14 protein-coding genes are annotated in these 14,261 nt (G+C 70.5%); 5 read left to right on the forward strand and 9 right to left on the reverse strand.

The window, feature by feature from the left end:
- Window positions 1–35 precede the first annotated feature (35 nt).
- The 3 genes from ACFV6H_RS24550 (at window position 36) to hypE (ending at window position 2,633) form a co-directional block, all read left to right on the forward strand.
- Complete coding sequence (locus ACFV6H_RS24550) at window positions 36–380, forward strand: HypC/HybG/HupF family hydrogenase formation chaperone (protein ID WP_385545711.1); 345 nt, start codon at window positions 36–38, stop codon at window positions 378–380.
- Window positions 377–1,519 carry a hydrogenase formation protein HypD gene (hypD, locus tag ACFV6H_RS24555; protein WP_385545714.1) on the forward strand — a complete coding sequence of 381 codons (1,143 nt, stop codon included), beginning with the start codon at window positions 377–379 and terminating at the stop codon, window positions 1,517–1,519. Before ACFV6H_RS24550 ends, hypD begins: the two co-directional genes overlap by 4 nt.
- A gap of 124 nt (window positions 1,520–1,643) precedes the next feature.
- A complete protein-coding gene (gene hypE / locus ACFV6H_RS24560; RefSeq protein ID WP_384985714.1) occupies window positions 1,644–2,633 on the forward strand; it encodes a hydrogenase expression/formation protein HypE in 990 nt (329 codons plus the stop codon).
- Between the two features lie 50 nt (window positions 2,634–2,683).
- Here hypE and ACFV6H_RS24565 read toward each other — a convergent pair whose 3' ends face one another.
- Complete coding sequence (locus ACFV6H_RS24565; protein WP_385545717.1) at window positions 2,684–4,189, reverse strand: GH1 family beta-glucosidase; 1,506 nt, start codon at window positions 4,187–4,189, stop codon at window positions 2,684–2,686.
- A gap of 171 nt (window positions 4,190–4,360) precedes the next feature.
- On the opposite strand from ACFV6H_RS24565, the gene ACFV6H_RS24570 reads away from it, so the two are divergent.
- Window positions 4,361–5,389: a LacI family DNA-binding transcriptional regulator gene (locus tag ACFV6H_RS24570; protein ID WP_385545721.1), complete on the forward strand. Its 1,029-nt coding sequence runs from the start codon at window positions 4,361–4,363 to the stop codon at window positions 5,387–5,389.
- 30 nt (window positions 5,390–5,419) lie between these two features.
- Here the strand turns inward: ACFV6H_RS24570 and ACFV6H_RS24575 are convergent, their stop codons facing one another.
- Window positions 5,420–5,800, reverse strand: coding sequence for a VOC family protein (locus ACFV6H_RS24575; RefSeq protein WP_385545724.1), 381 nt, complete (start codon window positions 5,798–5,800; stop codon window positions 5,420–5,422).
- A gap of 185 nt (window positions 5,801–5,985) precedes the next feature.
- A complete protein-coding gene (locus ACFV6H_RS24580) occupies window positions 5,986–6,954 on the reverse strand; it encodes an SDR family NAD(P)-dependent oxidoreductase (RefSeq protein WP_385545727.1) in 969 nt (322 codons plus the stop codon).
- Between the two features lie 221 nt (window positions 6,955–7,175).
- Between ACFV6H_RS24580 and ACFV6H_RS24585 the strand changes: the two genes are divergently transcribed.
- Window positions 7,176–8,177, forward strand: coding sequence for an alpha/beta fold hydrolase (locus tag ACFV6H_RS24585; RefSeq protein ID WP_385545730.1), 1,002 nt, complete (start codon window positions 7,176–7,178; stop codon window positions 8,175–8,177).
- Window positions 8,178–8,213: 36 nt separating this feature from the next.
- Here ACFV6H_RS24585 and ACFV6H_RS24590 read toward each other — a convergent pair whose 3' ends face one another.
- From ACFV6H_RS24590 to ACFV6H_RS24615, 6 genes are all read right to left on the reverse strand, one after another.
- Window positions 8,214–8,840, reverse strand: coding sequence for a DUF305 domain-containing protein (locus tag ACFV6H_RS24590; protein WP_385545733.1), 627 nt, complete (start codon window positions 8,838–8,840; stop codon window positions 8,214–8,216).
- A gap of 59 nt (window positions 8,841–8,899) precedes the next feature.
- Window positions 8,900–9,850: a DUF1996 domain-containing protein gene (locus tag ACFV6H_RS24595; RefSeq protein ID WP_385545736.1), complete on the reverse strand. Its 951-nt coding sequence runs from the start codon at window positions 9,848–9,850 to the stop codon at window positions 8,900–8,902.
- Between the two features lie 547 nt (window positions 9,851–10,397).
- On the reverse strand, window positions 10,398–11,033 hold the full coding sequence (locus ACFV6H_RS24600; RefSeq protein ID WP_385545739.1) for a flavin reductase family protein: 636 nt from the start codon (window positions 11,031–11,033) through the stop codon (window positions 10,398–10,400).
- 32 nt (window positions 11,034–11,065) lie between these two features.
- Entirely contained in the window at window positions 11,066–11,848 is a 783-nt protein-coding gene (locus ACFV6H_RS24605; RefSeq protein ID WP_385545742.1) for an alpha/beta hydrolase, read from the reverse strand.
- Complete coding sequence (locus tag ACFV6H_RS24610; protein WP_385545745.1) at window positions 11,845–12,990, reverse strand: LLM class flavin-dependent oxidoreductase; 1,146 nt, start codon at window positions 12,988–12,990, stop codon at window positions 11,845–11,847. Before ACFV6H_RS24610 ends, ACFV6H_RS24605 begins: the two co-directional genes overlap by 4 nt.
- Window positions 12,991–12,993: 3 nt before the next feature.
- Complete coding sequence (locus ACFV6H_RS24615) at window positions 12,994–14,217, reverse strand: acyl-CoA dehydrogenase family protein (protein ID WP_385545748.1); 1,224 nt, start codon at window positions 14,215–14,217, stop codon at window positions 12,994–12,996.
- Between the last annotated feature and the right edge of the window lie 44 nt (window positions 14,218–14,261).

Genomic DNA, 14,261 nt, shown 5'->3' on the forward strand with positions numbered 1-14,261 from the left:
GGCAGGCGGAACAACCGATGTGTGAGGAGGAAGCAATGTGCCTTGCTGTGCCCGGCAGAGTGCTGGACATCGAGGAGCGCGACGGAACCCGGATGGCCCATGTCGACTTCGGCGGCGTGGTCAAGGACGTCTGTCTGGAGTATGTGCCGGAGATGAACGTCGGTGACTACGCGATCGTCCATGTCGGCTTCGCGCTCCAGCGGCTCGACGAGGAGTCCGCGAAACAGACGCTCAGGCTGTTCGAGAATCTCGGCGTGCTGGAGGAGGAGTTCGGGGACGCGTGGGGGCGGGCCGCGAAGGAGGCCGGAGCCGAACGGCCGCGTGGCGCGGGGAAATCCGGCCGCCGTACGCCACAACCCCCACAGGAGGACCTTCGATGAAATATCTCGACGAGTTCAGCGATCCCGATCTCGCCGCCCGGCTGTTCGACGACATCCGGACCACCGTCACCCGGCCCTGGGCCCTGATGGAGGTCTGCGGCGGCCAGACCCACTCGATCATCCGCCATGGCATCGACCAGCTCCTCCCGGAGGAGGTCGAACTCATCCACGGTCCCGGCTGTCCGGTCTGTGTGACACCGCTGGAGACCATCGACCAGGCGCTGGAGATCGCCTCCCGTCCCGGGGTGATCTTCTGCTCCTTCGGCGACATGCTCCGGGTGCCGGGCAGCGGCCGGGATCTGTTCAAGGTCAAGAGCGAGGGAGCGGATGTACGGGTGGTCTACTCGCCGCTCGACGCGCTCAGGATCGCCCAGGAGAATCCGGACCGTCAGGTGGTCTTCTTCGGGATCGGATTCGAGACGACGGCACCGCCGAACGCGATGACCGTCCATCAGGCCAAGAAGCTCGGCATCGAGAACTTCAGCCTGCTGGTCTCGCACGTCCGGGTCCCTCCGGCGATCGACGCCATCATGAACGCGCCCGGCTGCCGGGTCCAGGCGTTCCTGGCCGCAGGCCATGTCTGTACGGTCATGGGGACCGGCGAGTATCCCGAACTGGCCGCGCGGCACCGGGTGCCCATCGTCGTCACCGGCTTCGAACCGCTGGACATCCTGGAGGGCATCCGGCGCGCCGTACGCCAGCTGGAGGCCGGCGAGCACACCGTCGAGAACGCTTATCCGCGTGCGGTACGGCCCGAGGGCAGTCCGGCCGCGCGGGCCATGCTGAAGGATGTCTTCGAGGTCACCGACCGGGCCTGGCGCGGTATCGGCATGATCCCGGCCAGCGGCTGGCGGCTGTCTCCCGCCTACCGTGCGTACGACGCGGAGCACCGCTTCTCGGTGACCGGTATCCGCACCCGGGAGTCCACGGACTGCCGCAGCGGCGAGGTGCTCCAGGGACTGATCAAGCCGCACGAGTGCGAGGCGTTCGGCACGGTCTGTACGCCGCGTAATCCGCTCGGCGCCACCATGGTCTCCAGCGAGGGCGCCTGCGCCGCGTACTACCTGTACCGCAGGCTGGCGACACCGGACGCGGCGGGCACCGCCGGTCCCCAGGAAGAGGTGACCTCCGTTGGCTGAGCCGACATCGACCGGGATCCGTGAGGTGGACGGTGTCCGGCCCCGGGTACGGTCTGCCGCCGCCGTACCGGACTTCTCCGGCTGGACCTGTCCCGCTCCGCTCCGTGACCACCGGAAGGTCGTGATGGGACACGGCGGCGGCGGTCAGCTCTCCGCCGAACTCGTCGAACATCTCTTCGCGCCGGCCTTCGGCGGTGAGGTCCTCGCGGAGCTGGGCGACTCAGCGACGGTCACCTTGGGCGGCGCGCGGCTGGCGTTCTCCACCGACTCGTATGTGGTGCGCCCGCTCTTCTTCCCGGGCGGCAGCATCGGCGATCTCGCGGTCAACGGAACGGTCAACGATCTGGCGATGATGGGCGCCAGGCCCGCCTATCTGTCCTGCGGTTTCATTCTGGAGGAGGGCGTCGAACTCGCCACGGTGGGCAGGGTGGCCGAGGCACTGGGCGCCGCCGCCCGGGCGGCCGGAGTGACGGTCGTCACAGGCGACACCAAGGTGGTGGACGCCGGGCACGGCGACGGCGTGTTCATCAACACGGCCGGGATCGGGCTGATCCCGGACGGCGTGGACATCCGGCCCCGGCGTGCCGCGCCGGGCGATGTGGTCATCGTCAGCGGTGCGATCGGTGAGCACGGTGTGGCCATCATGAGTGTCCGCGAGGGCCTGGAGTTCGGTGTGGAGATCGAGAGCGACACCGCGCCGCTGGCCTCGCTCGTCCGGGCGATGCTGGATGTCTGCCCCGATCTGCACGTACTGCGGGATCCGACCCGTGGCGGACTGGCGACCTCGCTCAACGAGATCGCGTCGGCGTCCGGTGTGGGGATCACTCTCAGGGAGCGTGCGCTCCCGGTGCCGGACGCCGTCGCCAACGCGTGTGCCTTCCTCGGTCTCGATCCGCTGTATGTGGCCAACGAGGGCAAGCTCGTGGCGTTCGTACCGCCCGCGCACGCCGAGAAGGTGCTCGCGGCGATGCGCGCGCATCCGCGGGGCGCGGGTGCGGTGGTGATCGGTACGTGTACGACGGACCATCCCGGCATGGTGGTGGCATCCACCGGACTGGGCGGGACCCGGGTGGTGGACATGCCGCTGGGTGAGCAACTGCCGCGTATCTGCTGAGGTGTGAGCGGGTGGTTACGAGACGGCCGGCGCGAGGGCCCGGGCGGAGGCTACTCCGGTGGTGGCACCGTGTTCGTACGGGTCACGCGGGCGTACCAGTGGGCGCTGGACTTGAGGGTGCGGCGCTGGGTCGGGTAGTCGACATGGACCGTGCCGAAGCGTTTGCCGTAGCCGTACGACCATTCGAAATTGTCGAGCAGCGACCAGAGGAAGTAGCCACGGATGTCGGCGCCCGAGGCGATGGCCCGGTGGACCGCCGCGAGATGGTCCCGGAGATAGGCGATCCGCTCCGGATCACGGACCTCGCCGTCGGGAGCCGCGTAGTCGTCGAAGGCCGCGCCGTTCTCGGTGATCATGACGGGCAGTTCCGGGTGGTCCCGCCGTACCCGCATCAGCAGTTCGTACAGACCGCTCGGGTCGATCGTCCAGCCCATGGCGGTCCGGTCGCCGGGAGTCTGGTGGAAGGCCACCTGATCGGCGCCGGGCCAGGGACTGTGGTCGCTCGCACCATGTCCGTCGGACCCATGTGCGGCGGGTCCTGTGTGGTGGGAGACCAGGGTCGGTGAGTAGTAGTTGACACCGAGGAAGTCGAGCGGCTGGTGGATCAGCGCGGTGTCGCCGTCCCGGACGAACGACCAGTCGGTGATCTCCGCGGTGTCCGCCAGGACATCGGCCGGATAGGCCCCGGACAGCATGGGGCCGGTGAAGACGCGGTTGGCCACACCGTCGATCCGGCGGACCGCGTCCCTGTCCGGCTCGCTGTCGGTCAGCGGCCGTACCTGGTGCAGATTGAGCGTGACGGACACCTTGGCGCCGGCCGGCAGCCGCTCGCGCAGCGCCCGGACCGCGAGCCCATGGCCGAGATTGAGATGGTGTGCCGCCCGCAGGGCGTCGGCGGCGGCGGTACGGCCCGGGGCGTGGACACCGGAACCGTAGCCGAGGAAGGCGCTGCACCACGGCTCGTTGAGGGTGGTCCAGGTCCGTACCCGGTCGCCCAGGGCGTCGGCGACGATCGCCGCGTACTCGGCGAACCGGAGGGCGGTGTCGCGCTCGGGCCAGCCGCCCGCGTCCTCAAGATGCTGGGGCAGATCCCAGTGGTAGAGGGTGGCGACCGGCTCGATGCCCTTCTCCAGCAGTCCGTCGGTCAGCCGCCGGTAGAAGTCGAGGCCCTTCTCGGACGCGGGTCCGCTGCCGGTGGGCTGGACACGGGGCCAGGAGACCGAGAAGCGGTACGCGCCGACACCGAGGCCGGACATGATCGCGATGTCCTCGGGCCAGCGGTGGTAGTGGTCGGTGGCGACATCACCGGTGTCGCCGTTGCGTACCCGGCCCGGAGTGCGGGAGTAGACGTCCCAGATGGACGGTGTACGGCCGTCCTCCTGGGCGGCGCCCTCGATCTGGTACGCGGCGGTCGCGGTGCCCCACAGAAAGCCGGGCGGGAAGCTCAGAGGTGCCGCGGGTGCCGCGGGGTCCAGGGCGCGCCCGGGAGTGGGTGCTGAGGTGGCCACAGAGGTCCTTCCGCAGAGTGGTTCGAACGCCCCTGGGAGCGCTCCCATGGATTGTGGAAGACTCTCCGCTGACACCCGGCTCTGTCAAGAGCCATATGTGGTTCCGGCGCCCGAACGGGCCCGGCGCCGCCCCCGGGCCGCCGGTTCTCCGGCGACCCCGCACAATTTCCTGGTGGGCGCCGTGCTGCGGCACCAGGAAAGCACAAGTCAGGAGACGTGATGAGCAGCGCCGAACGGGCGGCCCGCAGGCCGACCCTGGAAGCCGTCGCCCGGCTCGCGGGCGTCGGCAGAGGTACGGTCTCCCGGGTCGTCAACGGCCTCCCGGGCGTCAGCGCGAAGGCCCGCACCGCCGTCGAGGCGGCCATCGCGGAACTCAACTACGTACCGAATCCCGCCGCCCGCAGTCTGGTCACCAGCAGGACCGACAGCATCGCGCTGGTGATCCCCGAGTCGGAGAGCCGGCTGGCCACCGAGCCGTACTTCTCGGCCGTCATCCGCGGGGTGAGTACCGAACTCGCCGACACCGAGATGCAGTTGCTGCTGATCCTGGTACGTGATCAGCGCGAGCTGGACCGGCTGATCCGGTTCGTGGAGGCGCGCAGGGTCGACGGAGTGCTGCTGGTGTCGGTCCATCGCGACGATCCGCTGCCGGCGTTCCTGGAGAAGACGCGGATACCGACGGTCCTGGTGGGACGGCGCTCACCGGACGAGCCACTGAGCCATGTCCACTCCGACAATGTGGGCGGGGCTGCGCTGGCCGTACGGCATCTCCTCGGCCTGGGACGTATCACCGTCGCCACCATCGCGGGACCGCTCGACATGGATGTCGGCCACGGCCGTCTCCAGGGCTGGCGCGATGCCCATGCCGAGCAGGGCGTTGAGCCGGACGCGTCGCTGATCGCACCGGCCGACTTCACCGAGGAGGGCGGTCGCGCCGCCATGCGGGCACTGCTCGACCGGCGCCCGGACATCGACGCCGTGTTCGCCGCGTCCGACGTCATGGCCGCGGGCGCGCTGACCGAGCTGCGCGAGCGAGGGCTGCGGGTCCCGGAGGATGTGGCGGTCATCGGGTTCGACGACTCGATCGTCGCCCGCCATACGGTGCCGCCGCTGACCAGCGTCAGCCAGCCGACCGAGGAGATGGGACGCGCCATCACCCGGCTGCTCCTCGACGAGATCAATGATCCGGCAGGGCCGCGCCGGCAGCTCACGCTGCCCACGACTCTTGTCGAACGCCGGACCACCTGAGCGGCGTCAGGTGCGGATGGCCGGGTGGCGTCAGGTGCGGATCCAGAAACAGAAAGGGTGTCCTGCCGGGTCGAGACAGACCCGTACATCGTCCTGGGGCTGAAAGCCGTGGAGTGTCGCGCCCAGCTCCGTGGCGTATGCGACGGCGGGATCCAGATCGTCCACCTCGATGTCGAGGTGGATTATCATCTGCTGCCGGCCGGGCTCCGACGGCCAGACGGGCCGGATGTACCCGGGCTCGCTCTGGAACGCCAGACCCGCGCCACCGCCCGGTGGGACGAGCTTGACCCAGTCGGACTCCTCCGCCGCCACCGTCCAGTCGAGCAGCCGCCTGTAGAACGCGGCCAGCTCGCCCGCGCTCGGCCCGTCGAGCACCGCGCCGGTGAGCGTCATCCGTGGTCGTTCCGTCATCGGGCCACCTCCCGGCCCGGTGGGCCGCGATCGATCGTGCCGGTCGGCGCTCCGGCCACCGTGCCGTAACGCCCTCGTCCCAAGTCTTACGGGTCCCAAGGGCCGACGGATGGTCCGGCACACGGACGGGCGAGCCGCTGGACCGCCCGACCGGCCGCATGGCCCGGCCACTCGGACGAGGGCGTTCAGACGGTGGGCGCGAATGCGTCGACGCCGGTCAGCTCGGCCGAGAGCCGCCACAGCCGCGCGGCCTGCTCCGGGTCAGTCGCCCAGTCGCGTACACCGCCGGGCACCGACGGGTCGGCAGACGCCGGCTCCGCGATGTCGCAGTCCTCACAGAAGACTCCGCCCGCCTCCGCCAGCTGAGGTGAGGTCGCCGCCCACACCTGGGTGGCCGCACCCTGCTCCGGCGACTTGAAGGAGGGATGCACGGCGTTGCCGTCCTCGTCGATCCAGCCGGCCGCGACCATCTCCTCCTTGGGCAGATGGCGCTGGAGCGGTGTGAGGATGCCGCCGGGATGCAGCGAGAACGCCCGTACGCCGGTGTCACGACCGAGCGCGTCGAGGTGCACGGCGAAGAGCGCGTTGGCCGTCTTCGCCTGGCCGTAGGCCTTCCACTTGTCGTAACCGGTCCCGAACCACATGTCGTCCCAGCGGATGGGCGAGTTGCGGTGTCCTGACGAGGACACGGAGATCACCCGTGCGCCGCCCGGCTCGATCGCCGGCCAGAGCCGGTTGACGAGCGCGAAGTGGCCGAGGTGGTTGGTCGCGAACTGCGCCTCCCAGCCGGGACCGACCCGGGTCTCCGGGCAGGCCATGACGGCGGCGTTGTTGATGACGATGTCGATGGTGCGGCCCGAGGCGAGGAAGCGCTCGGCGAACGCGCGGACGCTGTCGAGATCGGCGAGGTCGAGTTCATCGATCTCGACGCCCTCGATGCCCGCGAGCGCCTCCTCGGCGGTCGCCCGCCGCCGGGCGGGCACGACGACCCGGGCACCGGCTCCGGCGAGCGCGCGGGTCGTCTCCAGTCCCAGGCCCGAGTAACCGCCGGTGACGACGGCGAGCTTTCCGGTGAGGTCGATACCGCGCAGAACGTCCGCCGCGGTGCTCCGGGCTCCGAACCCTGATCCGATCTTGCGCTGAGGCGTGGTCATGTCCCGAAGGCTACGAATTGGAGCGCGCTCGAAGTCAAATGCGCCGACGAGACCGCGGCCGGGTTCACCCTCGCCGAAAGGGCGACTGGCGAGCGAGGTTCGAATCCACCAGCGGGCCGCGGCGCGCGAACCGCCCACGATCGGGTAAGCGATACGTGGTCCGGACGGATCAACTGCTAGGCAGGGACGTTGTTGTCCCTTCCGGAGCTCTGGAGTCACCCATGTCCATCGACGCCGTCCTCGCCCAGGACCAGGAATCGCCCAGTGCTCGCCCGTTGATCCCGGGGCAGGAGGCCGACGAGGGAACGGGCGCGGGAGGGACGACGGCAGGGCAGGTGGAGGAACGGGACCTCATGTTCGACGGGTTCCGCTACACCTGCCGTGTCGTGCGCCACGACCGGCGGCTGACCGAACCACTGCTGGTGCTGGGCGGCTCGTCCCAGGACCGCAACTCCTGGGTACGGCACGAGAAGTGGCTCAGCCAATTGGGTCAGGTCATCACGGTGGACCTGCCGGGTTACGGCACCGCGGACTTCCTGCCCGCGTCGTACGGCGTGGATTTCCTCGCCGCGGCCGTCCGGCAGCTGCTCGACGAACTCGCCGTACCGCGCGTCAACTTGGTCGCCGCGTGCTACGGCGGCGCCGTCGGGCTGCGCTTCGCCCAGCACTACCCGGGGATGCTCGCCCGTCTTCTGCTGGTCGGTATGACCACCCGGATTCCGGCGGACTACGCGGCGGCGATGGAGCGCTGGTCCGTCATGATCGACCGTGGCGAGACGGAGTCCATCGCCCGTGAGCTGGCCGACCGCTTCATGTCGCCGCCCGGCACGGGCCGGGTCCGTAAGCACGCGGCCGTCTCCCGGCTCGTGTACCAGCAGATCGCCGGGCAGGATCCCGAGCAGCTCCGGAAGTCCGCAGAGCACAACACCCGGCTGATGCGGCACGAGTGGTACCGGCCCGAGCCGGTGCCCGCGGTGCCGAGCCTGGTGGTCACCGGCGAGCACGACACCCTGTGCACGCCCATGATGGGACGCGAGGTGGCCGCGCAGCTTCCGCGGGCCCGGTTCATGACCATCGACGAGACCGACCATCTCGCCCCGGTGGAGCGGATCGCGGACTTCGCGGATCTCGTGGCCCGCTTCTGCACCGACCGTCCACTGGACGATCTGCCCTATTGCAGCAGGCCCGAGACGCTGGGAACGGCCGTCACCGACTCGGTCTGACCTCGGCCGGCCGGTGCCGTCAGCCGACCGGTGTCGTCAGCCGCCCAGCAGACGCAGCGCCTTCAACTGCCCGGCGCGGCGCTCTCCCACTTCCCGGGCGAGACCTGTCGCGGCGGGCGCGGCGCCCGAGTCCTCCTCACCGCGTGAGACCAGAATGCCCTGTTCCAGATGCTCGCGGAGATAGGTCATGGCGAGGGCGTCGAAGGCCTTGCCCCGGCTCTCGGCCACACTCCGCAGTTCGTCGTCGGTGACCATTCCTTTCATGTCGTGGCCCTCGTGCGGATTGGTTCCCGCCGCTCCCGTCTCCCGCAGAAGCCCGCGCAGCCGCGTCAGCTCGTCCCGGTGTGTCACTTCCGTACGCCGCGCGAGATCCGACAGACCTTGGTCGGCCGCGCGTTCCGCGACCAGATCGAGCAGGAGCAGGGTCCGTTCGTTCATGGGTGCCATGAGCTGGGCCCAGCCACGGTCGGTGGCGTTGTAGCCACCAGGCTCGGTGGTGTCGGTGGTGTCGGTGGTGGGGGCGGAGAGGGACGGCGTACCGCTCCTCGCCGCGGGCCCGGCGCCGGGGACGGTACCGTCACCGCCGCAGCCCGCAGAGCCGAGCAGGGCCACCACCAGCAGCGTGGCCGGCAGCGCGCCCGACAGTATCTTCCGAATCTTCATCTTCCGAACCGGACGGGGCGGCGGCCCGCCCTTGCGCGGCCGGCCGCCGCCCCACACCATCACGGATTCCCGTTGGCGCCGCATTTGATGATCGGGTTGATGCAGTTACGGACGCGACGCTCCATCTCGCCCGCCGGCCAGGCGTTGAAGAAGTCACCGTGCATCGTGTAACCGGGTCCCGAGGCGAGCCGGAATCCCGACGGGTCCCCGTTCACCGGGTACCGCAGGACCTGGCGCAGCTTGGGCACCGGGACCGGGTGGCTCGCCGGGCACGCGTTGTTGACCGGGTAGGACATATGGCTCTTGTGGTCCGCCGAGTCGAGGTCCCTGCCGTTCCAGCACTGCGGGAAGTCGAGGTACGACTCCAGCATCGTGCCGGCCGGGCAGTTGACGAAGTCCTTCGACGGGTTGACCTGGCCGGCGTGCAGGCACGACCAGCGCGAACGGGTGTCGCCGTCGTTCGGTCCTGTCGCCTTGGCGTTGCCCGCCACGATCTTCAGGCCCTCGGGTATGGGCTGGGTACGGGCGATGATGTCGTCCGACACGCCCTCACCGAGGTAGTAGAACGTGGTGCCGGTCGGTTCGACGGGCTGGTTGTTCACATAGAGGGTCGGCACCCAGTACGCGGAGAGGTCGACGACCGGGTCACAGGTGGTCCCGGCTCCCTTCAGATCGCCGAGGTTGGTGTACGCGTTGGTCGCGTGGCTGCCGAAGAAGCTGTGCATGTGGGAACCGCCGGGCAGGCCAGGGACCACGATCGGGTCGTCCGGCAGCCGGTGGCTGAACTTGCACTCGGCCAGGAACTCGGCCACACGCACGACCTCGGGCGCCGCGGCGGCCTTGGCCGGAGCGGCTTGCCGGGTGACTTCACTCTCCACCTGGGCGACGGCCCCGGTGGAACCGAAGACGAGCTGAGCGGCGACGGCACACACCGCCACCAGACCGGCGAGAAGCGCTCGCACGCGTCCCCTGCTGACGCGGCGGCCGTTCTCGGACCGCGGTGTTCTCATGGGTACTCCAAACGGAGTCGAGGATTCCGCACACTGTTCACGCCGGCCCGGGGCCGGTGCGCCGGTGGTGCGGATGTCCGAGGGTGGGGGGCGGGGAGCTCCGGAATCGGGACTCCCCTCGACTGCCGGACGCTAGAGTCGCCCCCAGGTGCCGTCAAGGTGTTGCGTCAAGTTCCGGAACTGACACTTCGTCAGAAAAGAAGCATGCCGACGAGGTTGACGCTCCCTCGGTGATCCGGTGGCAAGGCCGGCCGGGCTGTTCGTACCAGGTGGCCCGAACCGTCGGGTCGGGCCGGCCGCCGTCATCGGTACGGTGTGGGCCGGCGACCCACCGTGCCCGCCCCTTCAGTTGGTGAACGTTTCCGGCCACCGTGTTGGACCGTACCTTCGACAAACGAATCAGGGCGAAGGCGACATGGAACGACCGAGCCCCCGCCGGCAACGGCGGGGGCTCGGAGGCGCGCTCAGTGCGGGTCGGGTCCGGGTTCCGGTTCCGGTTCGGCTTTGGATTCCGGTTGTCCGAGCGGTGATCCGGACCTGAGGGAGATCACTCCTCGGTGTGCGGAGGAAGGCGTACGGGCGTGGCGAAGGCACCGTCGTGGTGGACCAGGGCGGGTCCTTTGCCATGGCCACCGCCCGCTTCGACCTCGCCGACGACAAGGACATGGTCGCCGATCCGCTGACGCAGCGTCACCCGGGCGGTGAGCCAGGCCGGTACGCCGTCCAGCAGCGGCAGACCGTCCTGGCCCCCGGTCCACGACAGTCCCGCGAACCGGTCTGTGCCGCTGCGCGCGAACTGCCGGGCCAGCGCCGCGTTCCCGGATCCCAGCACATGGACGGCGAACCGGTCGGCGGCCTGTACCGCGGGGAGCGTCGAGGCCGTGACACCGAGGCAGAAGGAGACCAGCGCGGGTTCCAGCGAGACCGAGGTGAACGAGGTCGCGGTGAATCCGGCGGGTCCCGGCACGGTGATCACGGTGACGCCTGCCGCGTGCCGGCGCAGCGTGCGGCGCAGTATCTCGTCGGCCGGGACGGCGGTGGAGCCGGCGGTGGGGCCGGCCGAGGTGCCGGCCGAGGTGCCGGCCGAGGTGCCGGCCGAGGTGCCGGCCGAGGTGCCGGCCGAGGTGCCGGCCGCGGTGCCGGCCGCGGTGCCGGCCGCGGTGCGTTCGGTGGACACGGTCATACCGCTTCCCTTCCACTGGGTGATGGTGACGGTCACAGGACGGCGCCCTGCTCGACGGTGAGGATCGGGGCCGGTCCCGGGTCGGCACGGAGCCTTTCCAGCCACAGCACGAGCACAGCCGCCGTGGTCCGGTGCGATGCGTCGTTGAGTACGTCGTGCAGCCCTTCGCGCACCACACCGAGGGTGGCGCGCGGCAGCCGGGCCGCCAGTGCGCGTGCCTGCTCGGGCGGAGTGACCGGGTCGGTCCCGCCGTGCAGGACCAGAGCGGGTACGTCGGGCCGGGCATCGGCGAGCAGATGGGCGGGCACGGCGTCGGTGAGCCGTCCCCGTACGAAGCCCTCGTCCTCGGTGAGCCGCTTACGGTGGGCCGGGCACGCGGTGCGCGCCGCGAGCTCGTCGTCCCACGCGGTGGCTGAGCCGCGTTGTGGCTCGGCCACTTCCGACGTCGGAGCGGCCCCGGCGACGACGATGCCTCCGACCGGGAGCCGTGGGCCGGCCGTCACGGCGGTATGCAGGGCCTGGAGGGCTCCCGTATCGCTGCCGACAAGGACAACGGGCCCGACGGGTTCGGGACCGGCGGCATCGGCCGCTCGTTCCAGAATCTCTTCGGCGTTGTCGTCCGGGGTGGTAGCGAGCGCGTGCACGACATATCCATCGGCGGACAGCCGACGCCCGAAACGCTCATAGACGAAAGGGTGTTCGCCACGGCCGGGCAGCAGAAGCAGAGTGCCGCGCGGAGCGATCCCGGCGGGCGGCTGCCAACTGCGGGCATCCGCCGCGCCGATGGGAGCAGGTGCGCTGTACAGGTCGGTCATCGCAGGCTGCCCAGCGCATCGAGGGCGGCGACGGGGGCGGGGGCAGCGGTCGCGGCGCGGTGGGCGAGTTCCTGGCGGACGAGCGGGATCAGCTCGCGTCCGTAGTCGATGGCGTCTTCGAGCGGGTCGTATCCGCGGATGAGCAGCGTGGTCGCGCCGATGTCGACATAGTCGAGCAGCGCACACGCCACCGTCTCCGGCGTACCGACCAGCGCGGTCGTGTTGCCGCCCGCTCCGGTGGCGGTGGCGGTGGGCGTCCACAGGGCACGGTCGTGCAGATCGCCCTTGGCGGCTGCCGCGAGCAGCCGCCGCGAGCCGGTGTTCTGCGGTCCGCTCTGCCCAGGCTGATGACGGGCCTGGTCGAAGAAGGCCCGTCCGGCGCCGGACTTGATGGTGTCCAGAATGCGATGGGCGCGTTCCCAGGCGAGTTCTTCGGTCGCGCCGAGGATCGGGCGGAAGGAGACGCTGATACCGGGCGGTTCGGTACGTCCCGCCGCCGTGGCGGCGGCGCGTACGGAGGCGATCTGCTCGGCGGTCCCGGCGAGCGGCTCGCCCCACAGCGCGAAGGTGTCGGCGTGCCGTCCGCCCACCCGGTACGCGGCCTCGGAGGAGCCGCCGAAGTAGAGCGGAATGCCCGACTCACGCACCGGCAGAACGCCGGAGGCGTACTCCTCGAAGCGGTAGTGGCGGCCCTCGTGGCTGAAGGGCTCGGCGGAGGACCAGGCACGGCGCAGGATGGACAGATACTCGTCGGTGCGGTCGTAACGCTCCTCCTTCTCCAGGTAGTCGCCGTCCCTGCGCTGTTCGGTGTCGCTGCCGCCGGTGATGGTGTGGACGGCGACACGGCCTCCGCTGAACTGGTCGAGCGTGGCGAAGGAACGGGCCGCGAGCGTGGGCGCGATGAAGCCCGGACGGTGGGCGACGAGCAGACCGAGCCGTTCGGTGTGCCCGGCGACATACGCGGCCACTTGGACGCCGTCGGGCCTGCTGGAGCTGTAGCCGATGAGGATCCGGTCGAATCCCGCGTCCTCGTGGGCACGGGCGAAGCGGGCCGTGTACGCCGGATCGACGGCCGGACCGCTGGGCGGCCTGGTCTCCGAGGCGTCCTGGGTGCCGATCATGCCGATGAATTCGACGCTCATGAGTCAGTTGCCTTTCGGTGCGGACGTGCGGTCGAGCGCGCGGTCGAGGGCGGCGCGGCCGGTGGTGAGGAGTACGGAGTCGTCCTGCGGTGTGTGCACACGGGCGCACAGCACATCGCGGTAGTGCCGCTGGAGCGGATTGGCCCGGGTGAGACCGTGATTGCCGATCAGGGCGACGGCCTGTTCGACGGCCGTGATGGCGGCGCGGGTGCCGAGCACCTTGGCGGTGCCGGCCCGGTCGGCGGCCTCCTGGTCGCCGGTGTCGATACGGGCGGCCAGGGTGTCGACGAGTGTGTCCGCGCCGAAGAGCGCCGTCTCGATCTCGCCGACGGCCATCTGGAACCGGGACAGCGTCGCCAGAGGCGCGCCGAGGGCAGTCGGGACCCGTTCGTGCAGAAAGTGGACGAGCCAGTCGCGGGCCGCGCCCGCCACGCCGAGATAGAGGGCGGTCAGACCGAGGGCGTTCCAGGCGCCGGTTTCCGGATCGGGCCGGGCACCGGGGATGTCTCCGGCCTCGTCCAGTGCGATGACATCGCCGGCCGGTACCGGAACGGAGTCGAGCACGACATCGTCGCTGCGGCTGGCCCGCAGCCCGACATGGTCCCAGGTGGGTTCGACGGTCAGCCCTGGGCTGCCCGCGCGCACGATGAAGGAGCCGACGCGTACCGGGTCCTCGTCGGTCCGCGCGAAGACCAGCATCCGGCTGAGACCCACCGCGCCGGTGGAGTAGATCTTGCGGCCGGTCAGCAGCCAGTGGTCGCCGTCGCGCCGTGCGGTGGTGGCGGGAAGTCCGCCGCGGACCGGGCTGCCCAGTTCGGGTTCCACCCGCAGCGCGTTGACCAGTGCGGGACCGGTGGCCGACGCGTCGAGGAGTGCGGCGTACGCGGCGGGCGGCCAGCCGGGCGTACGGGCCTCGGCGGCGTGGGTGAACAGCGTCATGGCGGTGACGAGCGCCACGGCCGGATCTCCGGCGCCGAGGGCGCGCAGGATACGGACGGTGTCGGCGAGTCCGGCGCCGGGACCGCCGTAGCGGGTCGCCACGGTGGCGGTGAGCAGCCCGGCCTCGTGGGCGAGCACAAAGCCCTCGGCCGGGAAGGACGCGTCGTGGTCATGTTCGGCCGCGCGGGCTGCGAGCGCCTCGGTGACGGCCGGAAGCCGGGCGAGGTCCGGAGTCGGCAGCGCGGTGGCGCCTGGGCGGTGTTCGGTGGACAGCGCGGTACGGGTCACGAGATCTCCGGCCGGTCGGCATGGTGGGCGAGTCGCGGACTGGG

Source organism: Streptomyces sp. NPDC059743 (genome assembly GCF_042732975.1).
Classification (GTDB): Bacteria; Actinomycetota; Actinomycetes; order Streptomycetales; family Streptomycetaceae; genus Streptomyces.

What these genes read in the sequence shown, in the direction of transcription:
- ACFV6H_RS24585 (WP_385545730.1), top strand. Translation starts at nt 7,176, where the DNA reads ATGTCCATCGACGCCGTCCTCGCCCAGGACCAGGAATCGCCCAGTGCT.
- ACFV6H_RS24590 (WP_385545733.1), bottom strand. Translation starts at nt 8,840, where the DNA reads ATGAAGATTCGGAAGATACTGTCGGGCGCGCTGCCGGCCACGCTGCTG.
- ACFV6H_RS24565 (WP_385545717.1), bottom strand. Translation starts at nt 4,189, where the DNA reads ATGGGAGCGCTCCCAGGGGCGTTCGAACCACTCTGCGGAAGGACCTCT.
- ACFV6H_RS24550 (WP_385545711.1), top strand. Translation starts at nt 36, where the DNA reads ATGTGCCTTGCTGTGCCCGGCAGAGTGCTGGACATCGAGGAGCGCGAC.
- ACFV6H_RS24610 (WP_385545745.1), bottom strand. Translation starts at nt 12,990, where the DNA reads ATGAGCGTCGAATTCATCGGCATGATCGGCACCCAGGACGCCTCGGAG.
- ACFV6H_RS24580 (WP_385545727.1), bottom strand. Translation starts at nt 6,954, where the DNA reads ATGACCACGCCTCAGCGCAAGATCGGATCAGGGTTCGGAGCCCGGAGC.
- hypD (WP_385545714.1), top strand. Translation starts at nt 377, where the DNA reads ATGAAATATCTCGACGAGTTCAGCGATCCCGATCTCGCCGCCCGGCTG.
- ACFV6H_RS24595 (WP_385545736.1), bottom strand. Translation starts at nt 9,850, where the DNA reads ATGAGAACACCGCGGTCCGAGAACGGCCGCCGCGTCAGCAGGGGACGC.
- hypE (WP_384985714.1), top strand. Translation starts at nt 1,644, where the DNA reads ATGGGACACGGCGGCGGCGGTCAGCTCTCCGCCGAACTCGTCGAACAT.
- ACFV6H_RS24600 (WP_385545739.1), bottom strand. Translation starts at nt 11,033, where the DNA reads ATGACCGTGTCCACCGAACGCACCGCGGCCGGCACCGCGGCCGGCACC.
- ACFV6H_RS24570 (WP_385545721.1), top strand. Translation starts at nt 4,361, where the DNA reads ATGAGCAGCGCCGAACGGGCGGCCCGCAGGCCGACCCTGGAAGCCGTC.
- ACFV6H_RS24605 (WP_385545742.1), bottom strand. Translation starts at nt 11,848, where the DNA reads ATGACCGACCTGTACAGCGCACCTGCTCCCATCGGCGCGGCGGATGCC.
- ACFV6H_RS24575 (WP_385545724.1), bottom strand. Translation starts at nt 5,800, where the DNA reads ATGACGGAACGACCACGGATGACGCTCACCGGCGCGGTGCTCGACGGG.